The following is a 12,114-nucleotide window of genomic DNA, read 5'->3' as shown; positions in this document are numbered from 1 at the left end:
GAGTCGGGGGTGGCGGGTAGCGTTTCGGGCGTGAGCGACGGGTTGTTCGACGAGGGGCTTTTCGGGGCTGAGACCGAGGACAAGGCCGAGGAGAAGCTGGCCGAGAACGCGCCGCTGGCGGTGCGGATGCGGCCCCGCTCCCTGGACGAGGTCGTAGGGCAGCAGCACCTCCTGGTCGCCGGTGCTCCTCTGCGGCGGCTGGTCGAGGGGGCGGCTCCGGCATCGGTGCTGCTCTACGGGCCGCCCGGGACCGGGAAGACGACCCTGGCCAACCTCGTGTCGAAGGCGACCGGACGCCGGTTCGCGGCGCTGTCGGCGCTGTCGTCGGGGGTGAAGGAGGTCCGGGCCGTCATCGAGGAGGCCCGCCGCCGCCTCGGGCGGTCCGGCGAGGCGACCGTGCTGTTCATCGACGAGGTGCACCGCTTCTCCAAGACCCAGCAGGACGCGCTGCTCGGCGCGGTCGAGGACCGGACCGTGCTGCTGGTGGCCGCGACGACCGAGAACCCGTACTTCTCGGTGGTGGCGCCGCTGCTGTCGCGGTCGCTGGTGCTGCAGCTGCGCAGCCTGGAGGACGAGGACATCCGCTCGCTGCTGCGGCGGGCGGTCAGCGAGGAACGAGGACTGGGCGGATCGGTCGGACTGGCCGAGGACGCCGAGGAGCACCTGGTCGCGCTGGCCGAAGGAGACGCCCGCCGCGCGCTGACGGCGTTGGAGGCCGCGGCGGAATCGGCCGTGTCCAACGGAGCCGACGAGATCGATCTGGGCACCGTCGAATCCACCGTGGACCGAGCGGCCGTGCTCTACGACCGCGGCGGCGACCAGCACTACGACATCACCAGCGCCTTCATCAAATCCATCCGGGGCTCCGACGTCGACGCCGCGCTGCACTACCTGGCGCGGATGGTCGAGGCGGGGGAGGACCCGCGGTTCATCGCGCGACGCCTGGTCGTGCACGCCAGCGAGGACATCGGCATGGCCGACCCGACCGCGCTGCAGACCGCCGTCGCCGCTGCTCAGGCGGTGCAGTTCATCGGCATGCCCGAGGGCCGGCTGGCGCTGGCCCAGGCCACGATCCACCTCGCCACCGCGCCGAAGTCCAACGCGGTCATCGCCGCCATCAACGAGGCGATGGGCGACGTGCGCGCCGGCAAGGGCGGTCCCGTCCCGCCGCACCTGCGCGACGGGCACTACGCGGGAGCGCAGAAGCTCGGCAACGCCAAGGGATACCGCTACCCGCACGACAAGCCCGAAGGCGTGCTCGCCCAGCAGTACCCGCCGGATTCGCTGATGGGGCGCGACTACTACAACCCGACCCCGCGCGGCGCCGAACGCGCGCTGCACGACCGGGTCCCGAAGCTGCGCAACATCATCCGCGACGAGGGCTAGAGCCGTTTCGGAATGGGTTCGCCCGGCGGTGCGCCTGAAACAGCGGCTCCGCCGCGTTCTCCACCGGTACCGCCCGGTGTCCGAGGCGGTACCGTGCCGAACCGGGGAGAACGAGCGTGGAGGTCGATGTGAGCAAGGTCGTGGTCACCAGGACGGTGCCGGAGTCCGCCGTGGCGGTGCTGCGCGAGGTCGCCGAGGTGCGGGTCTGCGACCAGGACCGGCCGCTGACCCCCGACGAGCTCCGCGCCGCGGTCGAAGGCGCTGGCGGTGTCGTGGCGATGCTGCACGACCGCATCGACGCCGAGTTCGTCGAGGCCGCGGGACCGCAGCTGAAGGTCGTGGCGAACGTGGCCGTCGGGTACGACAACATCGACGTCCCCACCGTCACCGGGCGCGGCGTCACCGTCACCAACACGCCCGGCGTGCTCACCGACGCCACCGCCGACCTCGCCTTCGGGCTGCTGCTGTCGGTCACCCGCCGCCTCGGCGAGGCCGAGCGCCTGCTGCGCTCCCGCACGCCCTGGACCTTCCACCTCGGCTTCATGCTCGGCACCGGCCTGCAGGGCAAGACGCTGGGCATCGTCGGTCTCGGCGGCATCGGCCAGGCCGTGGCCCGCCGCGCCCGCGCCTTCGGCATGCACATCGCCTACACCGGACGCCGCCGCGCGGCGCAGGAGATCGAGTCCGAGCTCGACGCCCGGTACCTGCCGCAGGACGAGCTGCTGCGCACCGCCGACGTCATCTCCCTGCACTGCCCGCTCACCGAGAGCACCCGCCACCTCATCGACGACGCCGCGCTGAACGCGATGAAGTCCACCGCGATCGTCGTCAACACCAGCCGCGGCCCGATCGTGGACGAGAAGGCCCTGGCCGCGGCGCTCAAGGAAGGCCGCATCGGCGGGGCGGCGCTGGACGTCTTCGAGAACGAGCCCGAGGGCGACCCCGGCCTGCTGGAGCTGGACAACGTCGCCATCGCGCCGCACCTGGGTTCGGCGACCACCGAGACGCGCACCGCGATGGCCGAGCTCGCCGCGCGCAACGTCGCCGCCGTCCTGACCGGCCAGCAACCGCTCACACCCGTCACCGCGTGATCAACCGGTCACCGCATCGATACCTCCAGCGCGCGCCCGTCGCGTCCGACGCGGAAAGGCGCGGACCTGCGGTTCGACCCGGCGGCCCGGGTGCTTGTAGCTGGCGGATACACCGGTAACCTGGCGCACGATCAACGAACCGGCGCAGGTCGCCGGGTTCGACAAGGACATGACGTGGACATACGGGAGGGCACGTGACGCCCACGCAGATCGCCGCGCTGATCGTCGCCGGAGCGTTCGTGCTGCTGGTCCTGCTGCTGGCGGTGCCGCTGATCAAGCTCGGCAAGACCTTGGACGAGGCGAGCACCGCGATCAAGAAGGCGCAGGAGAACAGCGACCCCATCTTCACCGGCGCGAACACGACGATCACGCACGTGAACACGCAGCTGGAGCGAGTCGACGGCATCACCTCCAACGCCAAGACCATCAGCGGTAACGTCTCGGCGTTGTCGTCGCTGTTCACGGCTACACTGGGTGGTCCGTTGGTGAAGACGGCGGCGTTCTCCTACGGCGTGAGCAAGGCGCTGAAGGCCCGCCGGAAGCGCAAGCAGGAACCGACCGGACGGCACTTCCGCCGCAAGAACAAAGGGGGGCGCAAGTGAGGCGCCTTTTCTGGTTCGGCGCGGGCATCGCAGCCGGAGTCGCGCTGACCCGCAAGGTCAACGAGACCGCTCGGAAGGCGACCCCCACGGGGATGGCCGAGCAGGTCGGCGGCGCCATGCGCGAACTGGCCGGAGCGGTCGGCTCGTTCGGTGCCGACGTGCGCGCCGGGATGCAGGAACGGGAAGACCAGCTGCAGGATGTGGTCGTGAACGCGGACCAGGTCCGGCGGATAACCGCTGAGCACGACGCCGAGCGGCGAGCTCGTCGGGCGGGCCGCTGACGCAGGCGCCGCTCCGCGCCGCCGGCCGCTCGCCGACACCGACAGCCGTGTCCGTGACCTGACCCAATTCCCAAGGACTCCCAGTGCAGACCCACGACATCAACCACCGGTTCACCGAGCACTTCAAGGGCCGCGGCCACACCGTGGTGCCCAGCGCGTCGCTGATCCTCGACGACCCGACGCTGCTGTTCGTCAACGCGGGCATGGTCCAGTTCAAGCCCTACTTCCTGGGCGAGGCCCCGGCCCCGTACCCGCGGGCGACGAGCATCCAGAAGTGCGTGCGCACCGGTGACATCGACGAGGTCGGCAAGACCACCCGGCACAACACGTTCTTCCAGATGGCCGGCAACTTCTCCTTCGGCGACTACTTCAAAGAAGGCGCCATGGAGAACGCGTGGGAGCTGCTCACCAAGTCGGTGGCCGACGGCGGCTACGGCATCGACCCGGCCCGCCTGTGGGTGACGGTCTTCGAGAAGGACGACGAGGCCGCCGGGCTGTGGCAGAAGGTCTGCGGGATCCCGGCCGAGCGGATCCAGACCCGCGACGCCAAGGACAACTACTGGGACATGGGCGTGCCCGGCCCCGGCGGTCCGTGCTCGGAGATCTACTACGACCGCGGGCCCGCCTACGGCAAGGAGGGCGGTCCCGTCGTCGACGAGGACCGCTACATCGAGATCTGGAACCTGGTGTTCATGCAGGACATCAGGGGTGAGCTGCCGCCCAAGGACGGTCACCCGCCGATCGGCGAGCTGCCCACCAAGAACATCGACACCGGCATGGGCGTCGAGCGCGTGGCCTGCCTGCTGCAGGGCGTGGAGAACGTCTACGAGACCGACCTGGTCCGCCCGGTGATCGCCAAGGCCGAGGAGCTCTCCGGCCGCCGCTACGGTGCCACCCACGAGGACGACGTGCGGTTCCGCGTCATCGCCGACCACGCCCGCTCCGGCGTGATGCTCATCGGCGACGGCGTCACCCCCGGCAACGAGGCCCGCGGCTACGTGCTGCGCCGCCTGCTGCGCCGCATCGTGCGCTCCACCCGCCTGCTGGGCGTGCAGGAGCCGGTGCTGGGCGAGTTCGCCCAGATCGTGCGCGACGCGATGTCGCCGAGCTATCCGGAGCTGGTCACCGAGTTCGACCGCATCGACTCGGTGATGCGCAACGAGGAAGAGGCGTTCCTGTCGACGCTGACCGCCGGTTCGAAGATCTTCGACCTGGCCGTCACCGACCTGAAGAAGACCGGTGGCCAGACCCTCGCGGGCGACAAGGCGTTCCAGCTGCACGACACCTACGGCTTCCCGATCGACCTGACCCTGGAGATGGCCTCCGAGCAGGGGCTGTCGGTCGACGAGCAGGGCTTCCGCGATCTGATGGCCGAGCAGCGCAACCGCGCCAAGGCCGACGCCAAGTCCCGCAAGACCGGTCACGGCGACCTGTCGACCTACCGCACGCTGCTCGACCAGCACGGGACCACCGAGTTCATCGGCTACACCGACCTGCAGTCGCACAGCCGCGTGCTGGGCCTGCTCGTCGACGGCCAGCCCGCCTCCCGCGCCTCGGCCGGGACCGAGGTGGAGCTGGTGCTCGACCGCACGCCGTTCTACGCCGAGGGCGGTGGCCAGATCGCCGACACCGGCAAGCTGGTCGGCCCGGGCGTCGCGGTCGAGGTGCTCGACGTCCAGCGCAGCGTGCCCGGCCTGTTCGTGCACCGCGCGAAGGTCCTGGAAGGCGAGCTCGGCGTGGACACCACGCTGGAGGCCGCCGTCGACGCCCACCGCCGCCAGTCCATCGAGCGCTCGCACTCCGCGACGCACCTGGTGCACGCGGCCGTGCGCGGCGCCTACGGCAAGCGCGCGGCGCAGGCCGGTTCGCTGAACTCGCCGGGCCGGATGCGCTTCGACTTCACCGTGCCCTCCTCGGTGTCGGCCGACGTGCTGGCCGGGGTCGAGGAGGAGGTCAACGACTACCTGCAGACCGACGTCGAGGTCAACGCCTACACGACCAGCATGGACCGGGCCATGGAGCTCGGTGCGATGGCGCTGTTCGGCGAGAAGTACGGCGACCAGGTCCGCGTGGTCGACATGGGCGACTACTCCCGCGAGCTGTGCGGTGGCACCCACGTGCCGCGCATCGGCCACCTCGGCGTGGTCAAGCTGGTGTCGGACTCCTCGGTCGGTTCCGGCGTGCACCGCGTCGAGGCGCTGGTCGGCATGGACGCGATGCGCCACATCAGCAAGGAGCACCTGCTGGTCACCCAGCTCGCCGAGCAGTTCAAGGTTCCAGCCGAGGAGCTGCCCGAGCGCATCCAGGGCGTGGTCAGCAAGCTGCGCAGCGCCGAGAAGGAGCTCGCGCAGCTGCGCATCTCCCAGGTGCTCAACTCCGCCGGTGAGCTCGCCGACAAGGGCACCGACGTGCACGGCGTGACGCTGGTGGCCGAGCAGGTCCCGGACGGCGTGGACGGCAACGCGCTGCGCGCGCTGGCCGGTGAGATCCGCGGCCGGCTGGGCTCGCGCCCGTCGGTGGTCGCGCTGTTCTCCGCCGAGGAGGGCAAGGTCAGCTTCGTGGTCGGCGTCAACGACGCGGCCCGAGACAAGGGCATCGCGGCGGGCAAGCTGGTTCCCAGCTTCGCCGCCGAGGTCGGCGGCCGCGGGGGCGGCAAGCCGGACATGGCCCAGGGCGGCGGCTCGAACCCCGCGGGCATCACCGCGGCCATCGGTGCGCTGCGCACCGGCGTCGACCAGGTGGTGGCAGGCGGGTGAACGAGCACCAGCAGGCGGATCCCGGCCCGGGACGTCGGCTCGGTGTCGACGTCGGGGCGGTCCGGGTAGGAATCGCGCTGAGCGATCCCGCTCCGATGCTGGCGACCCCGTTGGAGACGTTGCGACGGGACGAGGAAGGCGGCAGCGATCTCGCCAAGATCGCCGGCCTCGTCTCCGAGCACGACGTGGTGGAGATCGTGATCGGCCTGCCCAAGACGCTGGCCGGCAGGCACGGTTCCGCCGCGGAGATCGCGCAGTCCTACGGGGCTGCGCTGGTGGAGAAGGTCGCACCGGTTCCGGTGCGGTTTCACGACGAGCGGTTGACCACGGTGACGGCCAGCCGGAAGCTGTCGAAACGCGGCGTGCGGGGGAAGAAGCAGCGCGCCGTCGTTGACCAGGCGGCAGCGGTGGAGATCTTGCAGGCGTACCTGGACGGCCGGGGGCAGAGAACACGAGAGGAACTCCCGTGACCGATGATCTCGGACTGTTCGCGGACGAGCCCGGGGACCACCGGCGACGGCGCCCCGATCCGGAACGCTTCCGGCGTCGCAAGAGGCGCCGGTGGGTGACCGCCCTGGCCGGCCTGTTCGTGCTGGTGCTGGTCGGCGGCGGCGTGGGGTACGGAGCGCTGCAGATCATGCGGATCGGCGGCTACGAGGACTACGACGGCGAGGGCACCGGCAGCGTCGTCATCGAGGTCGCCTCCGGCGACACCGTGGGTGACATCGGCAAGACCCTGTCCGAGAAGGACGTGGTGGCCAGCACCAAGGCGTTCACCTCGGCATCGGCCGAGAACAAGCGGATCAACTCGATCCAGCCCGGTTACTACCTGATGCGCAACAAGATGTCGGGCAAGGCCGCGGTCAGCCACATCCTGTCGGCCGAGGCGAAGGTCGGCCGGGTCGACATCCGCGGCGGCATGCGGCTGGAGGACCAGGCCGCGCCCAACGGCGGCAACACCCCGGGCATCCTGACCAGGCTCGCCGAGGCGACCTGCGCGAACGAGAACGAGAAGTGCACCACCTCCGAGGAGATGCACACCGCGGCCGAGACCGCGGACCTGGCGACGCTGGGCGTGCCGGAGTGGGCCGTGGCCGACGCGTCCAAGGCCGAGCCCCGGCGCCGGCTCGAAGGCCTGATCATGCCGGGCATCTACGACGTCAAGCCCGGTGAGTCGGCCGAGAACGTGCTGCGCGACGTGGTCACCAAGTCGGCGGCGCAGCTGGAAGCGGCGGGTCTGCCGAAGCTCGCGGAGGGCAGCGGTCATTCGCCCTACGAGCTGATGGTCATCGCTTCGCTGACGCAGAGCGAGGGGCTGGAGAAGGACTTCCCGAAGATCGCGCGGGTGATCGAGAACCGGCTCGGCCAGCCCGCGATGAAGCTGGGACTGGACTCCACGATCAACTACCCGCTGGACAAGCCGACGCTGCTGACCAACAGCTCCGACCGGCAGCGCCCCGGCCCGTACAACACCTACCTGAACTACGGGCTGCCGCCGACGCCGATCTCGGCGTTCAGCAAGGAGGCGCTGCGGGCGGCCGAGCGGCCGGCCGAGGGCGAGTGGCGCTACTTCGTCAAGTGCTACCCGGACGGGACCTCCTGCTTCGCGAAGAACCAGCAGGAGCACGACGCCTTCATCAAGGAAGCGCAGGAACGTGGCGCTTTCTGATCAGCGGAGAGCGGCGGTGCTCGGCAAACCGGTCGAGCACTCGCTGTCCCCCGTCCTGCACGGCGCCGCCTACGACGCGCTCGGTCTGCCCTGGACCTACGAGCGCGTCGAGGCGGACGCCGAGCGGCTGGTGGAGTTCGTCGGCGGTCTCGGCCCGGAGTGGGCCGGGCTGTCGGTGACGATGCCGGGCAAGCGCGCGGCGCTGCGGGTGGCCGATGCGGTCGCCGACCGCGCCGAGGCGGTGGGGGCGGCGAACACGCTGGTCCACCGGCCGGACGGGAGCTGGTTCGCCGACTGCACCGACGTGGACGGCGTCGTCGGAGCCCTGCGGGTGGCCGGTGGTTTCACCGGCGGGCACACGGGCCTGATCCTCGGCGCCGGTGGTACGGCGGTGGCGACGCTGGCGGCGTTCGCCGATCTGGGCCTGTCCGAGGCGACGCTGGCGGTGCGCGAGCCGTCTCGGGCGGCCGAGGCGCTGGAGGCCGCCGAGCGGATCGGTCTGCGGGTCCGGGTCGAACGGCTCGACTCCATCACCCTCGCCGACGCCGCGACCAGCCACGACGTGGTCGTCTCCACGCTCCCGGCGGGCGCGGTGGACCCGCACGCGGCGGACCTGGCGAAGGCCGCGTGCGTGCTCGACGTCATCTACCACCCCTGGCCGACCCCGCTGGCCGACGCCGTCGGGGCCGTCGGAGGCCGGCTCGCCACCGGCCTGGACATGCTGCTGCACCAGGCGTTCGGCCAGGTCGAGCACTTCACCGGGCAGGCGGCCCCGCGGAGCACCATGCGGGACGCTCTGGCCGCGGCGACCGGTCACGCCCTGCCCCTCTAGGGGCTGTTCAGGGGTGGCTCTGCTTGGAGCCCCACACCTGAAGAGCGGCTCCGCCGCCTCCATGAACAGCTGCTAAGACCGACGAACGGCGGCGCCTCCGGGGAAGGAGGCGCCGCCGTCGTGTCGGTCCTGGATCAGTCCATGTCGGTCGCCACGAGCTTGGCGACCTCGTCGAGGGCTGCCTCGGCGCCCTCACCCTCGGCGGCCAGGATCACCTCGTCGCCGTGGGAGGCGCCCAGGGTCATCAGACCGAGGATGCTGCCCGCCTCGACGGGTTCGTTGCCCTCCTTGCGGATGGTGATCACCACGGGCTGGGACGCGGCCGTCTTGGCCAGCAGGGCCGCGGGCCGCGCGTGGATCCCGACCTTGCTCGCTACGGTGACCCGTCGTTCAGACATGTCCCTCCTTCGTCGGGGGCGGGGGCACCGGCCCGCGCCGCCTCACTTCTTCTCAGTGGCCGGCGCGGCGCCCCCACCGGCATTATCCGCATCGGTCGAGGCGCTGTCGTCCTCCTCGCGACCCGGGGTGCGCAGGTTCCACCTGGTGATGACGAACCGGAACACCACGTAGTAGACGACCGCGTAGCCCAGCCCGATCGGGATCAGCCAGATCGAGCCCTGGGAGATGCCGAAGTTGAGCAGGTAGTCGATCGCACCGGCGGAGAACCCGAAGCCGGAGTGGATGTCCAGCGCGTTGACCAGCGCCAGCGACGTGCCGGTCAGCACCGCGTGGATCAGCAGCAGCGGCCACGCGACGAAGATGAACGAGAACTCCAACGGCTCGGTGACACCGGTCAGGAACGAGGTCAGCGCGACCGAGATCATCACGCCGCCGACGACCTTGCGCTGCTCCGGCTTGGCCGACTGCCAGATCGCCAGCGCCGCCGCGGGCAGCGCGAACATGAAGATCGGGAAGAAGCCGGTCATGAACGTCCCCGCGGTGGGGTCGCCCGCGAAGAAGCGCGCGATGTCGCCCTTCTCGCCGTTGTAGTCGCCGAAGAGGAACCAGACCACGTTGTTCGGGATGTGGTGCAGCCCGAACGGCAGCAGCAGCCGGTTGATCAAGCCGTAGAGCCCGCCACCGATGACGGCCTGCTGGGTGACCGCGTCCGAGAAGGCGGTGAGCAGGGCGTCGAACAGCGGGAACAGCAGACCCATGATCACGCCGATGACGAGCATCGCCACCGCGGTCACGATCGGCACGAACCGCCGGCCGCCGAAGAAGCCCAGGTAGTCCGGCAGCTTGATGCGGTGGTAGCGCTGCCAGAGCCAGGCGGCCACCAGACCGGCGACGATACCGCCGAGCACGCCGTAGGGGCTCTTGTTGAGCGAGGTGCCCTCCTCGGTGCCGGCGATCTGGGTCAGCACTCCGTGCAGCACCAGGTAGCCGACCGCGCCGGACAGGGCCGTCGAGCCGTCGGCCTTCTTGGCGAAGCCGATCGCGACACCGATGGCGAACAGCAGCGGCAGGTTGTCGAACAGCGCGCCACCGGCAGCGCCGATGACACCGGCGACGGTCTGCAACCAGGTCAGGGAGGCTCCGAGACCTTCCGCGCCGAGCAGGTCGTCCTGGCCGAGCCGCTGCAGCAGCGCGGCGGCGGGCAGCACCGCGATCGGCAGCATGAGGCTGCGGCCGATGCGCTGCAGTTGCGCGAGTCCTCTGTTGCTCCCCTTCGCCTTGGCGGCGGTGGAACTCATCGGATACCTCCTGCTTGGTTCACCGGGGTTGGGAGATCATTGCAAACGATTTCGGTGGTGCGCTGGTTCGTCTTGTCCGGTTCTCGCCTCACGGCTCGCCCGGTTCGCGGTCGAGCTGCATGGTCACCTGGTATCGGTCACCGCGGTACCAGGACGTCATGTCCTCCACCGGCCGTCCGCGCGCGGTGGAGATCCGCCGGAACACCAGCAGCGAGCAGCCGGTCGGGATGCCCAGCAGGCGTGCGGTTTCGGCGTCGGCGTCGTCGGCCAGCACGGTCTGCGTTCCCGACTCCAGCTGGAGCCGGTACCGCTGGGACAGCAGCGTGTACAGCGAGGCGGTGAGGTCCTGGTCGAGCAGGTCGGGGACCGATTCCGGGTGGTACCAGCCGCGTTCGACGGCCATCGGCATCCCGTCGGCCTTGCGCAGCCGGAACAGCCAGAACGCGGTCTGCTGCGGTGCCAGGCCCAGCGCCTGCGCGGTGGCCGGGGGAGGAACGGCCTCGGCGGCGTCGAGCAGCACGGTCTCCGGGTGCATGCCGCGGCGGCGCATGTCCTCGGTGAACGAGGCCAGGTGCACCTGCCAGTCGATGCGCGGGCGCGTGGTGAAGGTGCCCTTGCCGCGCACCCGGACCAGCAGGCCTTCGGTGACGAGCTGGCCGATCGCCTCGCGCACCGTCAGCCGGGAGACCCCGTAGCGCAGCGCCAGTTCGCGCTCCGACGGCACCGCGGCGCCGTGCGGGAGCTCGTCGCCGGCCAGCTCACGCAGGATCTCCCGCAGCTGCACGTGTTTCGGCATCGGCCCGTCAGGCAGGCCGCGAGAGGCAGCGTGCCGGAGAGAACTCGGTTCTTCTCCCATGCCGCCTCCTGTCGTGCCACCCTGGCGTGAGCTCGCTGTCGTGAACTCGCCGCCGGTTCGGATGAGAACCGAGACCGGGCGTTGGTACTGTCCGGTCTAAACCAGTTGGTTGCGAAGAATGCGCCGTCATGCGATCAGGTGTCAACAAGGCTCTGCTTTCGTTGCCGCATCGACATCCCGTGGCGCAAGATCGTCGCGTCGCGGCCCTCCGGCCGCGGTGGCGAGAGCACGAAGGGAGCACGTGGTGGCTCAGGACAAGGCCGAGGCGATCCTGTCCGCGCTGGGCGGCGGGGACAACATCGTCGAGATCGAGCCGTGCATCACGCGGCTGCGCTGCGAGGTCGAGGACGGCTCGAAGATCGACGAGGCGGGCCTGAAGGCCGCGGGCGCGCACGGCGTGATGCTGCAGGGCACGGTCGTCCAGGTCGTGGTGGGACCGGAGGCGGACACGCTGGCCGGCGACATCGAGGACCTGATGTGAGCACCGAGGTCGGCAGTCCGGTAGCGGGTCTGACCACGTCGCTCAGCGACGTCCCGGACCCGGTGTTCTCGCAGGCCATGGTGGGACCCGGTGTCGCGGTGAAGCCGTCCGGCGGCGAGGGCGACGCGGTCGCCCCGGTCGCGGGCCAGGTCGTGACGCTGCACCCGCACGCGTTCGTCATCGCGGCGTCCTCGGGCGGCGCGGTGCTGGTGCACCTGGGCATCGACACGGTCAAGCTCAAGGGCGAGGGCTTCACGCTGCACGTCGGCAAGGGCGATGCGGTCGAGGCCGGGCAGAAGATCATCACCTGGAACCCGACGGAGATCGAGGCCCAGGGCTACTCCTCGATCTGCCCGGTGGTGGCGCTGGACGCCCCGGCGGAGTCCCTGGCGGACCTCCGCGAGGACACCCAGGTCCTCCCGGGAGACGTGCTGTTCACCCTCGAGGGGTGAGGCGGAGGGCG

General features: G+C 70.5%; 13 protein-coding genes. 10 read left to right on the top strand and 3 right to left on the bottom strand.

All coding sequences use genetic code 11. The features are described 5' to 3' along the window. Positions 1 to 30 precede the first annotated feature (30 nt). The 8 genes from E1202_RS20755 to E1202_RS20720 all read left to right on the top strand — a co-directional run bounded on the left by E1202_RS20755 (position 31) and on the right by E1202_RS20720 (position 8,617). Positions 31 to 1,386: a replication-associated recombination protein A gene (locus tag E1202_RS20755; protein ID WP_132684811.1), complete on the top strand. Its 1,356-nt coding sequence runs from the start codon at positions 31 to 33 to the stop codon at positions 1,384 to 1,386. 116 nt (positions 1,387 to 1,502) lie between these two features. Continuing rightward, positions 1,503 to 2,477: a 2-hydroxyacid dehydrogenase gene (locus E1202_RS20750; RefSeq protein ID WP_235878736.1), complete on the top strand. Its 975-nt coding sequence runs from the start codon at positions 1,503 to 1,505 to the stop codon at positions 2,475 to 2,477. A 194-nt stretch (positions 2,478 to 2,671) separates the two neighbouring features. After that, positions 2,672 to 3,079: a DUF948 domain-containing protein gene (locus tag E1202_RS20745; protein WP_132627088.1), complete on the top strand. Its 408-nt coding sequence runs from the start codon at positions 2,672 to 2,674 to the stop codon at positions 3,077 to 3,079. Continuing rightward, positions 3,076 to 3,360 (top strand): hypothetical protein, encoded by a 285-nt coding sequence (locus E1202_RS20740; RefSeq protein ID WP_132684810.1) that lies wholly within the window; start codon positions 3,076 to 3,078, stop codon positions 3,358 to 3,360. Before E1202_RS20745 ends, E1202_RS20740 begins: the two co-directional genes overlap by 4 nt. Before the next feature lie 83 nt (positions 3,361 to 3,443). Beyond that, a complete protein-coding gene (gene alaS, locus E1202_RS20735; RefSeq protein ID WP_132684809.1) occupies positions 3,444 to 6,116 on the top strand; it encodes an alanine--tRNA ligase in 2,673 nt (890 codons plus the stop codon). Then, the gene (gene ruvX / locus E1202_RS20730; RefSeq protein WP_132684808.1) at positions 6,113 to 6,586 is read left to right on the top strand and encodes a Holliday junction resolvase RuvX; all 474 of its coding nucleotides are present in this window, start codon (positions 6,113 to 6,115) and stop codon (positions 6,584 to 6,586) included. Before alaS ends, ruvX begins: the two co-directional genes overlap by 4 nt. Continuing rightward, the gene (mltG, locus tag E1202_RS20725) at positions 6,583 to 7,785 is read left to right on the top strand and encodes an endolytic transglycosylase MltG (protein WP_165943924.1); all 1,203 of its coding nucleotides are present in this window, start codon (positions 6,583 to 6,585) and stop codon (positions 7,783 to 7,785) included. The genes ruvX and mltG overlap by 4 nt, the downstream gene beginning before the upstream one ends. Beyond that, the gene (locus tag E1202_RS20720) at positions 7,772 to 8,617 is read left to right on the top strand and encodes a shikimate dehydrogenase (RefSeq protein WP_132684807.1); all 846 of its coding nucleotides are present in this window, start codon (positions 7,772 to 7,774) and stop codon (positions 8,615 to 8,617) included. Before mltG ends, E1202_RS20720 begins: the two co-directional genes overlap by 14 nt. A 134-nt stretch (positions 8,618 to 8,751) precedes the next feature. On the opposite strand, the gene E1202_RS20715 is transcribed toward E1202_RS20720, so the two are convergent. From E1202_RS20715 to E1202_RS20705, 3 genes are all read right to left on the bottom strand, one after another. Then, complete coding sequence (locus E1202_RS20715) at positions 8,752 to 9,015, bottom strand: HPr family phosphocarrier protein (RefSeq protein ID WP_132684806.1); 264 nt, start codon at positions 9,013 to 9,015, stop codon at positions 8,752 to 8,754. Positions 9,016 to 9,057: 42 nt separating this feature from the next. Beyond that, positions 9,058 to 10,314: a PTS transporter subunit EIIC gene (locus E1202_RS20710; RefSeq protein ID WP_132684805.1), complete on the bottom strand. Its 1,257-nt coding sequence runs from the start codon at positions 10,312 to 10,314 to the stop codon at positions 9,058 to 9,060. An 88-nt stretch (positions 10,315 to 10,402) separates the two neighbouring features. Continuing rightward, positions 10,403 to 11,170, bottom strand: coding sequence for a GntR family transcriptional regulator (locus E1202_RS20705; protein WP_132684804.1), 768 nt, complete (start codon positions 11,168 to 11,170; stop codon positions 10,403 to 10,405). A 244-nt stretch (positions 11,171 to 11,414) separates the two neighbouring features. Here E1202_RS20705 and E1202_RS20700 point away from each other — a divergent pair, with 244 nt between their 5' ends. Together E1202_RS20700 and E1202_RS20695 are read left to right on the top strand one after the other, a co-directional pair. Then, positions 11,415 to 11,651 (top strand): glucose PTS transporter subunit EIIB, encoded by a 237-nt coding sequence (locus E1202_RS20700; RefSeq protein WP_132684803.1) that lies wholly within the window; start codon positions 11,415 to 11,417, stop codon positions 11,649 to 11,651. Continuing rightward, entirely contained in the window at positions 11,648 to 12,103 is a 456-nt protein-coding gene (locus tag E1202_RS20695) for a PTS sugar transporter subunit IIA (protein WP_132677596.1), read from the top strand. The genes E1202_RS20700 and E1202_RS20695 overlap by 4 nt, the downstream gene beginning before the upstream one ends. Positions 12,104 to 12,114 lie beyond the last annotated feature (11 nt).

This window comes from Saccharopolyspora karakumensis, assembly GCF_004349225.1.
GTDB classification, from domain to species: domain Bacteria; phylum Actinomycetota; class Actinomycetes; order Mycobacteriales; family Pseudonocardiaceae; genus Saccharopolyspora; species Saccharopolyspora endophytica.
Note: the sequence above shows the minus strand (reverse complement) of the source record. Positions and strands in the feature narration are given on the sequence as shown.

Coding starts and splice junctions, on each gene's coding strand:
- E1202_RS20715 (WP_132684806.1), bottom strand. CDS start 9,015: ATGTCTGAACGACGGGTCACCGTAGCGAGCAAGGTCGGGATCCACGCG.
- E1202_RS20710 (WP_132684805.1), bottom strand. CDS start 10,314: ATGAGTTCCACCGCCGCCAAGGCGAAGGGGAGCAACAGAGGACTCGCG.
- E1202_RS20705 (WP_132684804.1), bottom strand. CDS start 11,170: ATGGGAGAAGAACCGAGTTCTCTCCGGCACGCTGCCTCTCGCGGCCTG.